This is a genomic window from Pseudomonas parasichuanensis (assembly GCF_021601385.1).
Lineage (GTDB): Bacteria > Pseudomonadota > Gammaproteobacteria > Pseudomonadales > Pseudomonadaceae > Aquipseudomonas > Aquipseudomonas parasichuanensis.
In genome coordinates, this window is the sequence record NZ_BQHO01000007.1 from 108,800 (window position 1) to 126,328 (window position 17,529).

The 17,529-nt window shown below is 62.3% G+C and carries 16 protein-coding genes; all 16 read right to left on the reverse strand.

Annotation, left to right across the window (positions count from 1 at the left end):
* Positions 1-227: 227 nt before the first annotated feature.
* Complete coding sequence (fleQ, locus tag L6D77_RS08180) at positions 228-1,703, reverse strand: transcriptional regulator FleQ (protein ID WP_232882814.1); 1,476 nt, start codon at positions 1,701-1,703, stop codon at positions 228-230.
* Between the two features lie 166 nt (positions 1,704-1,869).
* Positions 1,870-2,166 (reverse strand): flagellar protein FliT, encoded by a 297-nt coding sequence (gene fliT / locus L6D77_RS08185; protein WP_232882813.1) that lies wholly within the window; start codon positions 2,164-2,166, stop codon positions 1,870-1,872.
* A 19-nt stretch (positions 2,167-2,185) separates the two neighbouring features.
* Positions 2,186-2,587, reverse strand: coding sequence for a flagellar export chaperone FliS (fliS, locus tag L6D77_RS08190; RefSeq protein WP_232882812.1), 402 nt, complete (start codon positions 2,585-2,587; stop codon positions 2,186-2,188).
* Positions 2,588-2,715: 128 nt separating this feature from the next.
* Positions 2,716-4,104: a flagellar filament capping protein FliD gene (gene fliD, locus L6D77_RS08195; RefSeq protein ID WP_232882888.1), complete on the reverse strand. Its 1,389-nt coding sequence runs from the start codon at positions 4,102-4,104 to the stop codon at positions 2,716-2,718.
* A gap of 82 nt (positions 4,105-4,186) precedes the next feature.
* Positions 4,187-4,540: a flagellar protein FlaG gene (locus L6D77_RS08200; RefSeq protein ID WP_232882811.1), complete on the reverse strand. Its 354-nt coding sequence runs from the start codon at positions 4,538-4,540 to the stop codon at positions 4,187-4,189.
* 75 nt (positions 4,541-4,615) lie between these two features.
* Positions 4,616-6,028 carry a flagellin N-terminal helical domain-containing protein gene (locus L6D77_RS08205; RefSeq protein WP_232882810.1) on the reverse strand — a complete coding sequence of 471 codons (1,413 nt, stop codon included), beginning with the start codon at positions 6,026-6,028 and terminating at the stop codon, positions 4,616-4,618.
* Positions 6,029-6,270: 242 nt separating this feature from the next.
* Positions 6,271-7,200, reverse strand: a complete 930-nt coding sequence (locus L6D77_RS08210; protein WP_232882809.1) for a ketoacyl-ACP synthase III — start codon at positions 7,198-7,200, stop codon at positions 6,271-6,273.
* 269 nt (positions 7,201-7,469) lie between these two features.
* Positions 7,470-9,032 carry a flagellar hook-associated protein 3 gene (locus L6D77_RS08215; protein WP_232882808.1) on the reverse strand — a complete coding sequence of 521 codons (1,563 nt, stop codon included), beginning with the start codon at positions 9,030-9,032 and terminating at the stop codon, positions 7,470-7,472.
* Between the two features lie 12 nt (positions 9,033-9,044).
* Positions 9,045-11,087, reverse strand: coding sequence for a flagellar hook-associated protein FlgK (flgK, locus tag L6D77_RS08220; protein WP_232882807.1), 2,043 nt, complete (start codon positions 11,085-11,087; stop codon positions 9,045-9,047).
* Positions 11,088-11,097: 10 nt separating this feature from the next.
* Positions 11,098-12,273, reverse strand: coding sequence for a flagellar assembly peptidoglycan hydrolase FlgJ (gene flgJ / locus L6D77_RS08225; protein WP_232882806.1), 1,176 nt, complete (start codon positions 12,271-12,273; stop codon positions 11,098-11,100).
* 11 nt (positions 12,274-12,284) lie between these two features.
* Positions 12,285-13,394, reverse strand: coding sequence for a flagellar basal body P-ring protein FlgI (locus tag L6D77_RS08230; protein ID WP_373870579.1), 1,110 nt, complete (start codon positions 13,392-13,394; stop codon positions 12,285-12,287).
* Between the two features lie 12 nt (positions 13,395-13,406).
* A complete protein-coding gene (flgH, locus tag L6D77_RS08235) occupies positions 13,407-14,102 on the reverse strand; it encodes a flagellar basal body L-ring protein FlgH (protein ID WP_232882804.1) in 696 nt (231 codons plus the stop codon).
* Positions 14,103-14,181: 79 nt separating this feature from the next.
* Positions 14,182-14,967, reverse strand: a complete 786-nt coding sequence (gene flgG, locus L6D77_RS08240) for a flagellar basal-body rod protein FlgG (protein ID WP_232882803.1) — start codon at positions 14,965-14,967, stop codon at positions 14,182-14,184.
* A gap of 48 nt (positions 14,968-15,015) precedes the next feature.
* Positions 15,016-15,756: a flagellar basal-body rod protein FlgF gene (gene flgF, locus L6D77_RS08245; protein WP_232882802.1), complete on the reverse strand. Its 741-nt coding sequence runs from the start codon at positions 15,754-15,756 to the stop codon at positions 15,016-15,018.
* 163 nt (positions 15,757-15,919) lie between these two features.
* Entirely contained in the window at positions 15,920-16,114 is a 195-nt protein-coding gene (locus tag L6D77_RS08250; RefSeq protein ID WP_232882801.1) for a hypothetical protein, read from the reverse strand.
* A gap of 64 nt (positions 16,115-16,178) precedes the next feature.
* Complete coding sequence (gene flgE, locus L6D77_RS08255) at positions 16,179-17,501, reverse strand: flagellar hook protein FlgE (RefSeq protein ID WP_232882800.1); 1,323 nt, start codon at positions 17,499-17,501, stop codon at positions 16,179-16,181.
* Between the last annotated feature and the right edge of the window lie 28 nt (positions 17,502-17,529).

Below are 17,529 nucleotides of genomic sequence, written 5' to 3' on the forward strand. Positions count from 1 at the left end.
GCTCAACAGTCAGCAGTGAAGCGATAGCCGTGGCGCAGATGGGGATTTGGAGATTTAGAGTGCCTGCTGCGGCCTCTTCGCGGGCAAGCCCGCTCCCACAGGGGTAGCGTAAGCTTCAAGCGCTGCGTAGAGCCCGTGTGGGCGCACTTACCCGTGAAGGAAGCGCTCCCACAGGATTGATGCAACGCATGAAGTCTGCGCTATCCCTGTGGGAGCGGAGCCAGGCGTCAATCCTCCGCCTGGTCCTCGCCGCCTTGGCGGCTCATGCCGTACTTGCGCATTTTTTCGACCAGGGTAGTGCGACGAATACGCAAACGTTCAGCCGCACGCGCAACGATACCGTTGGCGTCGTCCAGCGCCTGCTGAATCAGGCCCTGCTCCAGGCTACCGAGGTAGTCCTTGAGGTCCAGCCCTTCCGGCGGCAGCATCGCGTGATTGGCGAAGTTCGGCGTGTGGCCGTTAATCGCCACGCGCTCTTCGAGGTCGCTGCGCAGGCTGTCCACCAACTGCTCGTCTTCGTCATCGACATAGCGGAATTTCTTTGGCAGCTCCGACACGCCGATCACCCCGTACGGGTGCATGATCGCCATGCGCTCCACCAAGTTGGCGAGCTCACGCACGTTGCCCGGCCAGCCATGCCGGCACAGCGACATGATCGAGGCGGAATTGAAACGGATCGAGCCGCGCTTCTCGTGCTCCATGCGCGAGATCAGCTCGTTCATCAGCAGCGGGATGTCTTCGACGCGCTCACGCAGCGGCGCCATCTCGATGGGGAAGACGTTGAGGCGGTAGTACAGGTCCTCGCGGAAGGTCCCGTCCTCGATCATGCTCTCGAGGTTCTTGTGGGTCGCAGCGATGATGCGCACATCAATGCTTTGCGTCTTGTTGCTGCCCACGCGCTCGAACGTGCGCTCCTGCAGCACCCGCAGCAGTTTGACCTGCATCGGCAGCGGCATGTCGCCGATTTCGTCGAGGAACAGCGTACCGCCGTTGGCCAGCTCGAAACGCCCGGCACGGCTGGTTATGGCTCCGGTGAAGGCGCCCTTCTCGTGACCGAACAGTTCGCTTTCAAGCAGCTCTGCCGGAATCGCCCCGCAGTTGACCGGCACGAAGGGTGCCTCACGGCGCTTGGAGTGGTAGTGCAGGTTGCGCGCCACCACCTCCTTGCCGGTGCCGGACTCACCGAGGATGAGCACGCTGGCGTCGGTGTCGGCCACCTGTTGCATCATCTGCCGCACATGTTGGATGGCACGGCTGGTGCCTACCAGGCTGCGGAACAGGTTGGGCTCGCGCTGGCGGCCACGCTCGCGGGCCTGGTCGTACATCTCGCGATAGACCTGGGCGCGGTGCAGCGAATCGAGTACCTGGCTGTAGCTCGGCGGCATCTCGAGGTTGGACAGCACGCGACGGCGCAGCTCTTCGGGGAATTCGGCAGAAGAAGTTTCACCCAACAACAGCACCGGAAGGAACTCATCCCACGCGGCCACTGTCTTAAGGAGCCCCAGCACACTGGCCGGCGCTTTCACCGCGCCGATCAGCACGCACAGCACTTCGCGGCTGGAGGCCAGGGACTCTACCGTCTGCTGCCAGTCATCACTGGAGCACGGGAGGTTTTCTTCGCCGAGAAAGTTCAGGACCACCGCCAGATCGCGGCGGCGAGCGCTGTCGTCATCGATCAGGAGAATCTTGGTTTCACGCCACATGCAATAACAACTTCCCTAGTCATATCGGCGCCCGGCGGGCGTGCGCGACATCATCCCGACTGAATGGTCAGTGTTCGGACGTCTGAATTTCGAAAACAGCCACTAGTTAAGTCAAAAAGACCTGAACAGTCAAATTTATGGCGCCTTTTACTCAGTTCGGTGCATCTTAACTGAACAAATGGTAAACCTTCGACGCATTCTTTGCTTGATTGATCTGCGTCATTTCATCGGCGATGGCCTGCCGTTCGCCCATGGTCACATCGAGCAGTTCGCGGTAGACCTGCAACAAGCCTTCAAGGCGCGCCTTGACCACCGCTTCGTCCAGCGCCGGCGCCTTGAGCATGTCGTCGATACAGCCCCGGCAGCTCTCATCGAGCCTGCCGATCGCTTCCCAGTCCCGCGCGCCCAAGGCGGCGAGCAACGCTTCTCGGGTTTCGTCGAATCGTTGCAGCTCGCAATTCACCTTGCTCTCCCCCACCGGCTCAACCGGCCTGCTGTGCGTCGGCGATGGCATCCCAACCGCTCTTGACGGTGATCAGCAGTTGCGCAACTTCGTCGATAATCGCCGGATCGTTGTCGATATTGGCCTGCATCAAGCGGTTGGTCATGTAGGCATACAGGCTGGACAACTGCTCGATGTAAGCCGGGTCTTGGCTCTTCTGCGCATCCAGGCCGTCGCTCAGGCCAATGATGATGTCGATCGCCTTGCCCAGCATCAGGCCTTTCTCGGCGATGTCGCCACGGGCCAGTGCGCCCTTGGCCTGGGCCATGCGATCGAGCCCGCCTTCCATCAGCATCTGCACCAGGCGATGGGGTGTGGCTTCGGAAATCTGGGCATGGGAATTGACCTTCTGGTACTGGCGAAGGGCTCTCATGGGATTCATCTTGCGACCTCGTAACGGGCAAAAAACGTAAGGTTCGATAGTCCCTGTATCGGGCCGGATGGTCAAAACTTTACCGGCCGGTGCAAAAAGGCCGGGCATCAGGCCCGGCCATTCGCATCCATCACTGATTACTTGTCGCTCTTGGCGTTGTTCAGGGCGTTGAGCGTGCCCAGCACGTTGTTCTGCTGCTGGCGCAATTGGGTGACCAGGGAGTCCATGTTGTTGTACTTGTCCTGCAGGCTCTTTTGCAAGGCCTCCATGCGCGTATCCAAGGTGTCCTGCTCGGTCTTGAGCTTGGTCAGGCTCTCGGTCAGGGTCTTGCTGCGCGCGGCCAGGGTGCCGGTGGCGGCCTTGGCGTAAGGCTCGGTGACACTTTGCAGGCGCGCCAGCAGGCCATCCTTGCCATTGAAGATACTGGTCAGGTCAGCCCCGTTGGTCGTAGCAACCTTATCCCACTTCTTGTCGTCCAGGCTCAGTGCACCACCGTCCTGAGCCGTAGTGACGCCAAACGCGGCAAGCGACTTCAGGGTGCCGTTGCCAGACAACGCATTCATTTCTTCGCGGATGGAAGTCATCAACGCACGCATGGATGCATCACCGGTCAGGGCCGCCGCAGTCATGGTGCCGTCGGCATTCTTGGTGACCTTGGTTTCCGCGTTGACCACTTTAATCAATGCATTGTAGGTGTCGATGAAGCCTTTGAGACCGGACTTCAACGCAATGGTACTGGTGCTCAGCGACAACGTCGTTACCGTAGGGCTGGTTGCCCCGGTCGCAGTAGGCGAAGTACCCACTAGCTTGATGTTGAGGCCGCTCACCGCATCGGTGATGTCATTGCTCTTGGACTCCATGGCGATGCCATCGAGCTTGTACTTGGCATTCTTGGGCGGCTCAATAACGGTATAGGACGTGTCGATACCCGAATTGCCCCCCAGCGTGATGTCAGAACCCACACCCATCTTGGTGGAGGTGATGACCAGGCGCGAACCCGAGGCATCGGTCAGGATGTTGGCACTAAAGCCCGCCGTACCGAACTGGCTGTTGATGTTCTCACGCACCTGCTGCAGCGTGGCGCCCGCAGGAATGCTGACGTCGTGAGCCTTGCCGTTCTGGGTGATGGTCAGCTTGGTCGTACTGGTGCCAGGGTTGACCACGCTGCTCGCGCCATCGGTGAAGACCCGGGTGGAAACTTTGGATGCGGACGCCAGCTGATCCACAATCAGGTTGAAGGAACCATTGGCGGCACCCGCCCCTGCGGTAATGGTCGCAACTTTTTCATCCGACGACTTCAAGCTCAAACCACCGAAGCTGTTGTCGTTGGTCATGCTGGTCAGCGCGCCACGGAAGGCATCCAGCGCTGCCTGGATCTTGCCGATAGAGGACAACGTGGTGGTTGCCTTCAGTGTCTGGGTATTGATCTGTGCCTGCTTCGGCGCCTTCTGCGCGTCCACCAGGGACTTCACAATCGCCTGGGTATCGATGCCCGATCCGATACCGCTGACTGTTGTACCTGCCATCATTGCTCTCCTTGTTCAGTAGCTGCCGAATCCTTGGCGGAAAGATCCATCAAAAATCGGTAGCAACAAAATTCGTGCCAGCTTATGCCTTGCCGTCGAACAGCAGGCTGCCAGCTTCGCTGAGGCTTTGTGCCAGCTTCAGCGCGGTTTCCGACGGCAGTTGGCGGATCACGTCACCGGATTCGGTGGCGATGACCTTGACCACTACCTGGCCGGTTGAATCATCGATGGAGAAGTCCAGCTTGCGCTGGCTCGACTGGACGAAATCGCGAATATCGCCCACCGCTTTCTCCAGGTCCTCGCGGGTGTGCGGCTTGTCTTCAGGGGCCGCGGCCTCCTGCACCTTGGCAGGCGCTGTCAGCGGGTCCTTGGCCGTCGCCACTGCCTGGGGCAGCACCGAAGGGTATACCTGGTTCAACTTGACACTCATGTCCATGCTGCGAACTCCTCATGTCAAAAAGGTGAAAGGGCACGTAAACGCGCCCTTCCACCCTTTACTCAGGCGCCTGAATTACTGGAGCAGTTTCAGGACCGAGGATGGCAGCTGGTTAGCCTGCGACAGGATCGCGGTCGAAGCCTGCTGCAGGGTCTGCTGCTTGGTCAGCTCTGCAGTTTCCGAAGCGAAGTCCACGTCCTGCACGGTGGAGCGGGCAGCGGTGGAGTTCTTCTGGATGTTCTGCAGGTTGTCGACGGTGGTGGTCAGACGGTTCTGGGTAGCACCCAGGCCCGAACGGACGCTGTCGATCGAACCGATGGCCTTGTCGATAACGGCCAGGGCGTTCTGAGCCTTGGTGGCGTCAGTGACGTCGGTTTGCGAGATGGTGGTCTTGGCCGAGGTAACGGTGGCAGTACCGAACAGAGCAGCAGCGCCGCCCAGCGAGAAGCCTTTGGCCGAGTCCAGCGAAACCTGGCCGGTGACCACCATGGCAGCGCCACCCAGAGCCGCAGGAGTCGCGAAGTTGCCGGAACCGTCTTTGGCAGCGATCGAGATGTTGGCCTGGGCGTTGGCGTCAGCAGCCGAGAAGGAGATGTTCTCGCCAGTGTCCGACTTGATGCTCAGGGTGCCTTTGGTTTGATCGTAGTTAACGCTGATACCCAGCTTGGCAGCGTTGGATTTCAGCTGGTCGGCCAGGCCTGCAGTGTCAGTCACACCCACGAAGTCAACAGTGCCGCTGGAACCGACAGCCAGTTTGAAGTTGGACGGAGTGGCAGCGGTAACGCTCAGTTTGACTTCAGTGCTGGCGGACGCAGTCAGGCCACCGATCGAGCCGTTCAGATCGCTGGCGATCTTCTTGGCGGATGCACCAGCAGCGTAGGCGACAGTAGCGGTCTGGCCGTTGCCGGTAACGGAGAGGCTGCCAGCAGCCAGGCCGCTCACGCTCGGGGCGATCGCGGTGCTCTTGACCTGCTGCGAACCGATGTTGCTGGCAGCAACGTTTTCCAGGCTCAGGTTGATGGTTTCGTTGGCGTTGGCGCCGACCTGGATGGCCTTGGTGCCGTACGAGCCGTCCAGCAGCTTCTGGCCGCCGAAGGTGGTGGTGTCGGAGATACGGTTCAGCTCGGCGGTCAGAGCCTGGTATTCGTCGTTGTTCGACTTACGGTCATCGTTGCTCAGGGAGCCAGTGGCCGAGGACAGAGCCAGGGTACGCATTTTCTGCAGGATGTCGGTCGAAGCCTGCATCGCGCCTTCGGCGGTCTGGGCGATCGAGATACCGTCGTTGGCGTTCTTGACTGCCTGGCCCAGGCCGTTGATCTGGCTGGTCAGACGGTTGGCGATCTGCAGGCCGGCAGCATCGTCTTTGGCGCTGTTGATGCGCAGGCCGGAAGACAGGCGCTGCATCGAAGTAGTCTGGGCGTTGCTGGCCTTGTTCAGGTTAACCTGAGTAGTAACCGAAGCAATGTTGGTGTTTACAGTTAAAGCCATGACGAAATCCTCGTTGGATGGGTACTGCGGCTTCCGGCCCTGGCATCCGCCGGGTATGGCCTAGAGAACCTTCGTAATGGTTATCGTCGTTTGCGGGGGTTGCTTGAGGGCATTTGCGAAAAAAAAATGCCATCACGCTGCCACCCCCACGAAATCAGAGGGTTAAGGCTTTGCCTCGCAGATTCGAAGGCAAAAAAAAGCGCCTGGCGGAGTACGCCAGGCGCTTTTTTGACCACGTTGGATCAGCCGCGATAGAGAATCGCCGAGCCCCACGACAGGCCCACGCCAAAGCCACTGATGGCCACGCGCTGCCAACTGCTGTCGAGCATGTGCTTCTGCAGCAGCAGCGGCACGCTGGAGGACACCGTGTTGCCGGTTTCGAGCATGTCCTTGACGAACTTCTCCGGGTGCTGCTCTTCGAAGCGTCGTGCCACCGCATCGACGATCGCCGCGCTGCCCTGGTGAATGCAGAAGGCATCGATATCGGCCGACTGCAGGCCGCTGGCATCGAGCAGCTCATGCAGGTGCGCCGGCACCTTGATCAGGGCAAAGTTGAACACCTGGCGGCCGTTCATGAAGAAGTTGCCATTGGTGACCTTCAGGTGCTCGGCACCGGAACCGTCGGTACCGAAACGCGCCTCGCCCAGTTGCCACACCGCATCCTCACCCATCCAGGTGGCGGTGGCGGCATCACCGAACAGCATGGTGGTGTTGCGGTCTTCCGGGTCGACGATCTTCGAGTACGGGTCGGCGGTGATCAAGAGACCGTTCTTCAGCCCCGCCGCCTGCATGAAGCCCTTGATCGCGTACAGACCGTAGACGTAGCCGGAACAGCCCAGCGAAACGTCGAACGCCGCCACCCGAGTGGAAAGGCCCAGCTTGTGCTGGACGATGGCCGCGGTGTGCGGCAGCCCTTCTTCGTCACCGTTCTGGGTGACCACGATCAACACATCGATCGATTGCGGATCGAGCTCGGGGTTGCTTGAGAACAAGGCACGGGCGGCCTCGACGCACAGGTCGGAGGTTTCTTGCTCTTCGGCCTTGCGCGGCAGGAACGACGCGCCGATCTTGCCGAACATGAACTCTTCGTCCTTGCCGAACTTCGCACCCTGGACGTAGTTGTCCAGGCCAGCGGTGGGCACGTAACTCGCGATGCTTTTGATGCCAATCATTCTGGCTTCCCAATGAAAACAGGCAAAGACCGCCACTCGATGACTTGAGGGCGCCCACTACCGGGGCCGTGACACGCCGACGTCAGGCAGGTCACTGGCGAACCGGTAACAAATTGCTGCAGCAGCTGCCGCATAGAATACAGGGAAGATGCGCGATTTGACTCATTGGTCACACTCATTTATTGCCAACTGCCGCTCAGCGCCATGCACCAGGCACAAAAAAGCCCCGGCAGCGCGGGGCTGGCCGGGGCTTTTGGGTACCCGTTCGCTTACATCTGGTTGAACAGGCTCAGCTTGGAAATCTGCGTGAAGCTCAGCTGCGACGCCTGCAGCATGGCTTGATGCAGCGCCAGCATGATCGACGCGTCGGCCATGTCGGTGTTGCCGATGGCGTCCTGCGTAGCCTTGTTGGCGGTGGTCAGGCTGGTGTTTTCCTGGCGCTGGATGTCGAGCGAGTTACCGCGCGCACCAATGGAACCGCGAGTGATATCGACCTGTTCGCGGGCGCTGGCCAGGTTGGCGACCGCCGAGGCGATGGAGTTCTTCAGCGCGGTGTTCGCCGCGGCACCGGTGCCCGGCGCATCCAGCGCGGTACGCAGCTGGCTGATGGTCTCCAGCACGCTCTGGTTCTGGTGGGTGTTGGCATTGACCGCAAACTGGTCACCCGCCTGCGGCGTACCGGACACCTGGTAAGTGACACCGGCCACCGTCAGTGCCGGCGCGGTGAAGGTACCGCTGGCCACTACCTTGCTGTCGGCGGTCAAAGGCTGCGCGTAGAGCTCGTAAGTGTTGGCACCGGTAAACTTGATGACCGCACCGCTGTCGGGGAACGTGCTGCGGTAGGCCGCCGGGTCGGTCACCGCACCGCCGGTGACCTGCGCGCTCGACGGGTTGCCGGCACCACGGACGGTGGTCAGGGTGTCGGGGCGCGCCTGCAGGCTGAATGCATGGCCGGCGACGGCGGTATTGGGGTCATCGCCTTCCTGCAGCGAGAGGGTGATCTCGAACTCGACACCACGGAACGCGATGCGGTTACCGCCCTCGGCCTTGCTGTCGAAGGTGCCATTGGTCGGGGTTTCGGCAGTGATGTCGTTACCCAGGGCATCGGTCACGGTGTACTGGGTGGCACTGGTGAAGGTGACCTTGTACGGCTGGCCGGTGTTGAAATTGCTGTTATAGGCACTGCTCGAGGTCAGCAGGCCCGGCGAGACCGCGACACGGCCATCATCGACCGGCGGCGCCACCAGGGTGGACTCGGTACGGCTCTTGTTCTTGGCCGAATCGAAGATGCTGAAGCCGGTGTCGTTGGTCGCCAGCTTCAGGGTGTCGGACACCTGCAGGCTCAGCTGGGTCTGGTCGCCCTGGTAGCTGTAGCTGCCGTCGGCATTGCGCACATAGGGCGGCGACGAGGTCTTGGTGCCGCCGAACATGTAGTCGCCATTGGCATCGCGCGAGTTGAGCAGGCCGAAGATGTTCGCTTCGATCTCCTTGAGCTCGCTGCTGATGGAGGTGCGGTCGGCCGCACTGATCCCGGCGCCACCGGCACGAATGGCCAGGTCGCTGGCGCGCTGCATGGCGTCGTTGATGGTGGCCAGCACGCTCTCTTCCTGCAGCAGCGAGTTGTTCACCGTGGTCATGTTGCCGTCGTACTGCTTGAGCAGGGCCTGCTGCTGTTGCAGCAGCAGCAGGCGCGCGGCGCCGACCGGGTCATCGCCGGCGGACTGGATGCGCACACCGGTGTCGATCTGCTGCTTGACCTTCATCAGGTTGGCAAAGTTGCTGGTGTAGCTGGTAGCGCTCGACTCATAGAACTGAGCGGTGGAAATACGCACGATGGCTACTCCTTACAATGCGTTGATCAAGGTCGTGAAGGTTTCCTGCGCCGCCTTGATGATCTGCGACGACGCGGTGTAGTAGTGCTGGAACTTGATCAGGCTGGCCGCCTCATCGTCCAGGTTAACACCGGAAACTCCATTGCGGGCTTCCTTGGCCGAGTCGTACACGGCCTTGGTCGCCGTGGTATCGATTTCGGCCTGGTTGGCCTTGGCACCGACCCGCTCCACCATCGAGGCATAGGCCGACGTGAAGCTGCTGCCGCCACCGGAATTGACACCCACCGTGGCCTTGGTCTGCAGGTCGAGCAGCGACTGGGCATTGCGGTTGTCGGACTTGCCAGAGACGTTGAAGCCCAGGCTGAACGAGTCATCCTTCGCCGGGCTACCGCCGACCGAGGTCTCCACGGTGAACTTACGGGGGTTGTTGCTGGCATCGAGGATCGGCGCCCCATTGGCGTCAAGCATGGGCACGCTGATCGTCAGTTTGTTTTCCTGGCCCGGCACGATGGTGCCGGTACCGATGTTGTTGCCCTTGGCATCGAACAGGGTATAGCCCTGGGTGCCGCCGCTGGCCGCGCCGAACACCATGCGCACCGGCATCGAGTACTTGATCGAATCCTGGATCAGTGCGGTGCCGGCACCGCCGTAGATATCCAGCTTCGCCCCCAGGTTCGGCTGGGTGATGGTGCCGGTACCGTCATTGCCGCTGCCGACGGTGGCGTTGATCGGCCCGGCGAACGCCAGCTTGTTGGCATCGGTGAGGGTGGTGCTGATCGAGCCCGCCGCCGCACGGGTGGGGATCACCTTGAAGCTGTCGCCCGCTGCCAGACCGCCACCGTTGAGCTTCAGGGTGAAACCGTCGATGACCGGCGGTGGCGTGGTGCTCAGGTCGAAGCTGCCCATGTCGGTGCCGTCGGAGCGGCGCACGCTGTACTGGGTGCCACTGGTGAAGGTGACCTGGTAATCGTGGGTGGTGAGCAGGCTGCTGTTGGCAATGGTCACGTCCAGGTTGCCAGAGCCCGCGCTGTTGCCAGATGCCCCCAGGCTGCGCTGGCTGATTGCCGCGGCGCTGTTGATGCTGGAGAACAGCGCGCTGCCGAACTGGCCGTTGGCATCCAGGCCCTGGCCCAGCTGGCTGTTGATGCTGTCGGTCACCACCAGGGCCACTCGACCCAGCTCGTTCATCGACGGGTTGAGGACGTCCTGGCGGTAGCGCAGCAGGCCGCCGATCTGACCGCCGGTGATGACCGAGGTGACATCCGAGGAGAAGGTCGGGTAGTTGACCTGCAGGCTGTACTGGCTCTTGTCGGCGGCGCTCGGCCCGGCGGTGAGGGTGTTGGAGCGGTTGCCGGTGACCAGCGACTGGCCGGTGCCCAGGTACACGTCGTAGTTGCCGTCACGCTCCTGCACGGTGACACCGACCAGCTCGTTGAGCTGGCGCACCGCTTCGCTGCGCGCATCCAGCAGGGTGTTAGGCGTGGCGCCGGACGCCGACAGCTGGGTGATCTGCTTGTTCAGGTCGGCGATGCTCGAGGTGAGCTTGTTGACCTGGCCGGCCAGCGTGTCGAGCTGGCTGTTGATGCTCTGGTTCTGCTTGTTCAATTCGCTGGAGATGGAATTGAAACGGTTGCTCAGGGTTTGCGCCTGAGTCAGCAGCAACTGCCGGGACGCCACGTCGCTGGGCTTGGCCGAAGCGGTCTGCAGGGCCGAGAAGAAAGCGGTCAGCACCGAGCTGATACCGGTGCTGCTGTCACCCAGCAGCTTGTCGACACTGCCGATCTGATCCAGGTAGGTGGCCGCATCGGTACTCAGCGAGGTCGCGGTACGCAGCTGGTTGTCCAGGTAGGCGTTATAGACCCGGCGCACATCCGCAAGCTGAGTACCCGTACCAATGAACCCCGAGCCGATGTTGTGCGCAGGCCCCGAGACCTGGACGGTCTGCTGGCGCGAGTAACCGGAAGTGGCAGCGTTGGCGATGTTGTTAGAGGTGACCGACAACGCCGCCTGGCTGGCACTCAGGCCGGACAGGCCGATCGAGATCAGGTTAGACATGCTTCAATCCTTATAGATTCGTGGTAGTGCCAGCCATGGCGTATTGCTGGGTGGGCTGCAGTTGCCGGGCGATGCTGATGATCTTGCGGGCATAGTCCGGGTCGGTTGCGTAACCGGCCTTCTGCAGCTCTCTTGCAAACTGTTCCGGGTTATCGGCTGCACCGACCGCATCTTTATAGCGACTGTTGTTCTGCAACAGGCTGACCAGGTCGTGGAAGCTGTCCTGGTACGAATCGTACGAGCGGAACGCCGCGGTCTCCTTGACGAACTGGCCGCCACGGAACTCGCTGGTGATCGCCCGCGCCTCGCCCCCCTGCCAGTTGCCGGTGGCCTTGATGCCGAACAGGTTGTGGCTGCTGCTGCCGTCGGGGTTGCGCATGACCGACTTGCCCCAACCCGTTTCCAGCGCCGCCTGGGCCACCAGGTAACGCGGGTCGATACCAATGCGCTTGGCCGCCTGCTCGGCCATCGGCAGCATGGTGCTGACGAAGGCATCGCTGTTGCCGAACGCCTTGTTCGGTGCCAGCGGCGGCTGGGCCACCGCACGCCCGACGATACGCATGCCCTCGGCAGGCACGGCAAATGTCCGCGCCGGCTGCCAGTCACCACGGGCGACACCGGCCAGTGACGGCGCATTTTGCGCCGCATCGCCAGCGGCCGAGGACGGCACGATACCGGCCAACAGGCGGTCGGTGAGCTTGCCCGGCAAGGCCAGGCGCCGCGAATTGAGGGCCGCCACGTCATTGCGCGCCGCAGCGGGTTGTTCAGCCCGCGCAGGTTCGGCCGCCCGGCCACCCCAGAGCGCCGGGGCCGGCCCATCGTTACGCGGGAACGGGCTGGTATTGACCGTACTGGCCTTGCCCTTGCTCAGTTGGCGCACCAGCACATCCTGAAGGCCGATACCGCCCCCTTCGCGGGACATGCTCACGGCCAGCTGCTGGTCGTACATGTCACGGTACTGCTTGGTGGTATCGCTGTTCATCGGGTTTTCTTCGTCGGCCAGCACGTCGCTGGCCTTGCGCGAGGCCTTGAGCATCTCGCTGACGAACAGTGACTCGAACTCCTGGGCCACCTTGCGGATGTTGCCCTCGCTGTCGCGATCACCGCGCTTGAGCGTACTCAAGCGATTGAGGTCGGTGTAGGCGCCGCTGTCGGCGTGACCGGAAACCAGGCTTTTCGGATTCATCCCTAGCGTCCTCAGATCACGATCAGGTCGGCCTGCAACGCACCGGCCTGCTTCAGGGCTTCAAGGATGGCCATCAGGTCGCTTGGCGCAGCGCCGACCTGGTTCACCGCACGGACGATCTCATCCAGCGTGGTGCCCGGGCCGAACTTGAACATCGGCTTGGCTTCCTGCTGGGCATTGACCCGCGAACGCGGCACCACGGCCGTCTCGCCGTTGGAGAACGGCCCCGGTTGGCTGACGATCGGGTCTTCGGTGATGGTCACGGTCAGGCTGCCGTGGGTAACCGCGGCCGGCGACACCTTGACGTTCTGGCCTATGACGATAGTGCCGGTACGCGAGTTGATGATGACCTTGGCCACCGCCTGGCCTGGGTCGATCTCGAGGTTTTCCAGGATCGACAGGTAGTCGACACGCTGGCTCGGGTCCATCGGTGCGGTCACCCGCACCGAGCCACCGTCCAGGGCCTGGGCCACGCCCGGGCCGAGCAGTTCGTTGACCTTGTCGACGATGCGCTTGGCCGTGGTGAAGTCAGGCCGGTTGAGGTTCAGCGTCAGGCTGTTGCCCTGGTTGAAACCGCTCGGCACCGCACGCTCGACGCTTGCACCGCCCGGAATACGGCCCGCCGACGGGACGTTGACGGTAATCTTCGAGCCATCCCGGCCTTCGGCATCAAAACCGCCGACCACCAGGTTGCCCTGGGCGACGGCATAGACGTTGCCGTCGATACCCTTGAGCGGGGTCATCAGCAGGCTGCCGCCACGCAGGCTCTTGGAGTTGCCGATCGACGACACGGTGATGTCGATCACCTGGCCGGGCTTGGCGAAGGCCGGCAGGTCGGCGTGCACCGAAACCGCAGCAACGTTCTTCAACTGCACGTTGCCCGAGCCCGGCGGCACCTTGATACCGAACTGCGACAACATGTTGTTGAAGGTCTGCAGGGTGAACGGGGTCTGGGTGGTCTGGTCGCCCGTCCCGTTGAGCCCCACCACCAGGCCGTAGCCGATCAGCTGGTTGGCACGCACGCCGGAAATACTGGCGATGTCCTTCAAGCGCTCGGCGTGGGCGCCGAACGCACAGGACAGAAGAAGTGTCGCGGCAATCAACCGCCTAGCGTTGAACATGGTCATCCGTACTCAGAAGGGCCAGAGCGGGCTGATGAAGAAACGGTCCAGCCAACCGGGCTGGCTGGCATCGGCAAACGAGCCGGTGCCCGAATAGGTGATGCGCGCGTCGGCCACGCGAGTGGACGGCACGGTGTTGTCCGTGGCGATGTCATCGGCACGTATCAGGCCTGCAATGCGCACCAGCTCTTCGCCGGTGTTCAGGGTCATCCATTTCTCGCCACGCACGGCGATGATGCCGTTGGGCAGCACTTCAGCGACGGTGACGGTGATCGAACCGGTCAGGGTGTTGCCCTGGGTCGCCTTGCTGTCGCCCTTGGTGGTGCGGTCGCCGCTGTAACCGGCCTCGAGGGTGAGGTCGCCACTGCCCAGCGGGTTGTTGGTATTCGGGACGGTGCCGAACAACGAGGTCAGGCCGAGGTTGGCCTTGCTGTTCTTCTGGATCTGTGAACCGGCGTTCTTGCTCGCCGAGGTGCGCTCGTTGAGGGTGATGGTGATGATGTCACCGACCCGGAACGCCTTGCGATCGGTATACAGGCCCTGCTCGAAACCGGCCTGGTAGATCGAGCCGTTGTTGGCCGCTGCCGGCAACGGGGTGCGCGGCAACACCGGCGCATAGTACGGGTCGTTTGGCTTGGGCGTCGGCGCGACGCAACCGGCCAGCAACACCGCCCCCCCCAGGGCGAAAACGGACAACAGACGAATCATGACGCTTACCTCTTGGTGTAACGGGCGCTGCAACAGCGAGCGAATGGTCAATGGCCCGCACCCGGCGGGCCATCAGGGCTTACAGCTGCTGGGTGACGAACGACAGCATCTTGTCGGCCGTCGAGATGACCTTGGAGTTCATCTCGTAAGCGCGCTGGGTGGTGATCATGTTCACCAATTCCTCGACGGTGCTGACGTTGGAGGTCTCCAGGGTCTGTTGCTGGGTGGTGCCGAAACCGTTCAGGCCCGGGGTCCCGACCTGCGGCGCGCCGCTGGCGGCGGTCTCGAGGAACAGGTTGTTGCCGATGGCCTGCAGGCCAGCCGGGTTGATGAAGTCGGCGGTCTGGATGTTGCCGATGACCTGCGCGGCCGGGTTGCCGGTCGTGGTGATCGACACGGTGCCGTCGCGGCCGACGGTGAAGGTCTGGGCGTCTGGCGGCACGACGATGGCCGGCTCCAGGGCGAAACCGTTGGCGGTGACGATCTGGCCATCGGAGTTCAGGTGGAAGGTGCCGTCACGGCTGTACGAGACCGTGCCATCGGGCTGCAGGATCTGGAAGAAGCCACGGCCATCGACCGCCATGTCCAGCGGGTTCTCGGTGGTCTGCAGGCTGCCGGCGGTGAAGCTCTTCTGGGTGCCGACGATGCGCACACCGGTACCGACCTGCAGGCCCGAAGGCAGTTCGCTGTCCTGGGTGGACTGCGCGCCAGGCTGTCGTTTGATCTGGTACAAGAGGTCCTGGAACTCGGCGCGGTCGCGCTTGAAGCCCGTGGTCGAGACGTTGGCCAGGTTGTTGGAAATGACCGTGAGGTTGGTGTCCTGGGCGGACAGGCCGGTTTTAGCGACCCAAAGAGCCGGAAGCATCTAGTGTTCTCCTCGTGCGCCTGTTTTACGGCACCCGTTCAAATGTGATTAGCCGATTTGCAAAACCCGAGCCATGGCTTCATCGCCTTCCTTGGCCGCGTTCATCATCTTGACGTGCAGTTCGAACTGACGGGACAGCGCCAGCACCGAGGTCATTTCCTCCACCGCATTGACGTTGCTCGACTCAAGGAAGCCCGAAACCACGCGAACGTTGACGTCGGCATTGGCGGGCTGGCCGTTGCTGGTGTGAATCATGCCGTCGAGCCCCTTGGTCAGGCCCTTGATGTCCGGGTTGACCAGCTTGATCCGGTCGACCTGGGCCAGCGCCCGCGGGTCTTCACCCATGGCGCGAATGCTGATGGTGCCGTCGTCACCGACCTCGATCTTCTGCTCGGGCGGGACCGCGATCGGGCCGCCATTGCCGATGACCGGCATGCCGTTGCCGGCCCGCAGTACACCGAGGGCGTCAATGTTCAGGCTGCCGGTACGCACATAGGCTTCGCTGCCATCCGGGGCCTGCACGGCCATGAAACCCTGGCCACTGACCGCCACGTCCAGATCGCGCCCGGTCTCGACCAGGGCGCCCGCGCTGAAGTCAGTCGCCGGGCGCTCGGTCATGGCGAAGGCACGCGACGGAAAGCTGTCACCGAACACCGGCATGGAACGCGCCTGCTCCAGGTCACGCTGGAAGCCGTTGGTGGAAACGTTCGCCAGGTTGTTGGCATGCGCCTTCTGCGCCAGCGCATTCTGGCTGGCACCGGTCATGGCCACATAAAGCATCTTGTCCACAGCATCTCCTCTGCGCGCACCTTGCCGCGCTGTCGTTGGCAAGGCTTAAGCAATTATCGAACCACACCGGCAAAGCCTTTGAATACGGGGGCTTTCAAGGCTGCGCGAGCCTACTGAGCGTCAGTTTGTCGGCGAATATTTGCCGCAGGCGGCAAGCGCACGATCATTCATTGCGGCACGCCCCATTGCTGTAGGGCCCCGAGTGCAGCTTCCAGCCATCGCCCGGGTTGGTTGCCGAGCACAGGTAGCGCCCCGTGGCCAGGCTTTGCCACTGGTACCAGGGCGCTGGCGCGGCTTGCAGCGACCACGCAACCAGCAGCGCGATCGCCAGCCCCGCAACCCTCGACACTGTCTTCATGGCATCACCCTCCGCCAGATGTGAAAAAGCCCCTGCAAGCAGGGGCTTTGCCCAACCACGATCATCAGGTCATCTGGATGATGGTCTGCATGATGGTGCTTTCGGTGGAAATGGTCTTGGCGTTGGCCTGGTAGTTGCTCTGCGCCTTGATCAGGTTGACCAGCTCGCCGGTCAGGTCGACGTTGGAGTCTTCCAGGGAGCTGCCGGCAATCTTGCCCAGGGTGCCAGTGTCCGGCTCGCCAATGATCGGCACGCCCGAGGCGTAGGACTCTTTCCAGGCCGTGCCGCCCACCGGAGTCAGGCCTTGCAGGTTGGCAAAGTTGGCGATCGCCACCTGGCCGATGACCTTGTCCTGGCCGTTGGTGAAGTTGGCGAACAGGTTGCCGCTCTGGTCGACGGTCAGGCCGGCGAGCTCGCCAGTGGCATAGCCATCCTGGCTCTTGGCGGTGGTGGCCGACGCCGAGTTGTATTGGGTGGTGGCCAGCATGTCGAGGGTCACACCACCCGTACGGGCAGTGGCGCCATTGGCAACCCAGGTACCTGCGGCAGTCTTCTCGGCCGGCACCCAGCCAGTGAGCTGGAAGGTCTTGTCGGCACCGATGGTCAGGCCGCCAGGTACCGCGCCCGCGGTCATGCCGGCGGTATTCAGGGTACCGTCGGTCTTGAACGGCAGCTTGTTGACCAGCGGCGTGGTCAAGGTCGGGTCAGCCGGGTTGCGGCCGTCGATGGTGGTGTACATGGTCCAGGAGTTGGTGCCGGTATCCTTGACGAAGTACTGGTTGAGCTGGTGCGCGTTACCCTGGCTGTCGTAGACGTCGGTGTTGAAGGTGTAGTTGTAGCTGTTGACGTTGGCCGGATCGAACGGCGAGACGGTCGGCTGGGTCGCGCTGGAGTTCAGGTTGACGGTCTCGGACACGCGACCAGTCGGGTTGGGCGACAGGTTCGAGGTGTCGATCTTCAGGTCGGTAAGGATACCCTTGACGACCTTGCCATTGCCGTCCACCGCATAGCCTTGCAGGTTGGCACCGCTGGAGTTGACGACGTAGCCGTCCTTGTCGCTGTAGAAGGCGCCGGCACGGGTGTAGATACGCGAACCGTTGTCGCTCAGGGCGAAGAAACCATTACCGTCGATGGCCATGTCCAGCGCCTGGCCGGTGCCATTGATGTTGCCCGGGTTGAACATCTGCGAGACGGCCATGGTTTTTACACCGCTGCCGACCTGGGTCTTGCCGCCGGAGGTACCGCGGATCGACTGCGAATACTGGTCGGCGAACTCGGCGCGCGACGATTTGAAACCGGTGGTGGCGACGTTGGCAATGTTGTTGCCGGTAACGTTCAGAGCCTTGTTCGCCGCGTAGAGGCCGCTAAGGCCGATATTGAAAGACATTGACTCGCTCCTTGTGCCGATTCTGCGG

What these genes read in the sequence shown, in the direction of transcription:
- flgG (WP_232882803.1), bottom strand. Translation starts at nt 14,967, where the DNA reads ATGCTTCCGGCTCTTTGGGTCGCTAAAACCGGCCTGTCCGCCCAGGAC.
- flgE (WP_232882800.1), bottom strand. Translation starts at nt 17,501, where the DNA reads ATGTCTTTCAATATCGGCCTTAGCGGCCTCTACGCGGCGAACAAGGCT.
- L6D77_RS08205 (WP_232882810.1), bottom strand. Translation starts at nt 6,028, where the DNA reads ATGGCTTTAACTGTAAACACCAACATTGCTTCGGTTACTACTCAGGTT.
- flgH (WP_232882804.1), bottom strand. Translation starts at nt 14,102, where the DNA reads ATGATTCGTCTGTTGTCCGTTTTCGCCCTGGGGGGGGCGGTGTTGCTG.
- L6D77_RS08200 (WP_232882811.1), bottom strand. Translation starts at nt 4,540, where the DNA reads ATGGACATGAGTGTCAAGTTGAACCAGGTATACCCTTCGGTGCTGCCC.
- fliS (WP_232882812.1), bottom strand. Translation starts at nt 2,587, where the DNA reads ATGAATCCCATGAGAGCCCTTCGCCAGTACCAGAAGGTCAATTCCCAT.
- L6D77_RS08250 (WP_232882801.1), bottom strand. Translation starts at nt 16,114, where the DNA reads ATGAAGACAGTGTCGAGGGTTGCGGGGCTGGCGATCGCGCTGCTGGTT.
- L6D77_RS08210 (WP_232882809.1), bottom strand. Translation starts at nt 7,200, where the DNA reads ATGATTGGCATCAAAAGCATCGCGAGTTACGTGCCCACCGCTGGCCTG.
- flgK (WP_232882807.1), bottom strand. Translation starts at nt 11,087, where the DNA reads ATGTCTAACCTGATCTCGATCGGCCTGTCCGGCCTGAGTGCCAGCCAG.
- fliD (WP_232882888.1), bottom strand. Translation starts at nt 4,104, where the DNA reads ATGGCAGGTACAACAGTCAGCGGTATCGGATCGGGCATCGATACCCAG.
- L6D77_RS08230 (WP_373870579.1), bottom strand. Translation starts at nt 13,394, where the DNA reads ATGTTCAACGCTAGGCGGTTGATTGCCGCGACACTTCTTCTGTCCTGT.
- flgJ (WP_232882806.1), bottom strand. Translation starts at nt 12,273, where the DNA reads ATGAATCCGAAAAGCCTGGTTTCCGGTCACGCCGACAGCGGCGCCTAC.
- fleQ (WP_232882814.1), bottom strand. Translation starts at nt 1,703, where the DNA reads ATGTGGCGTGAAACCAAGATTCTCCTGATCGATGACGACAGCGCTCGC.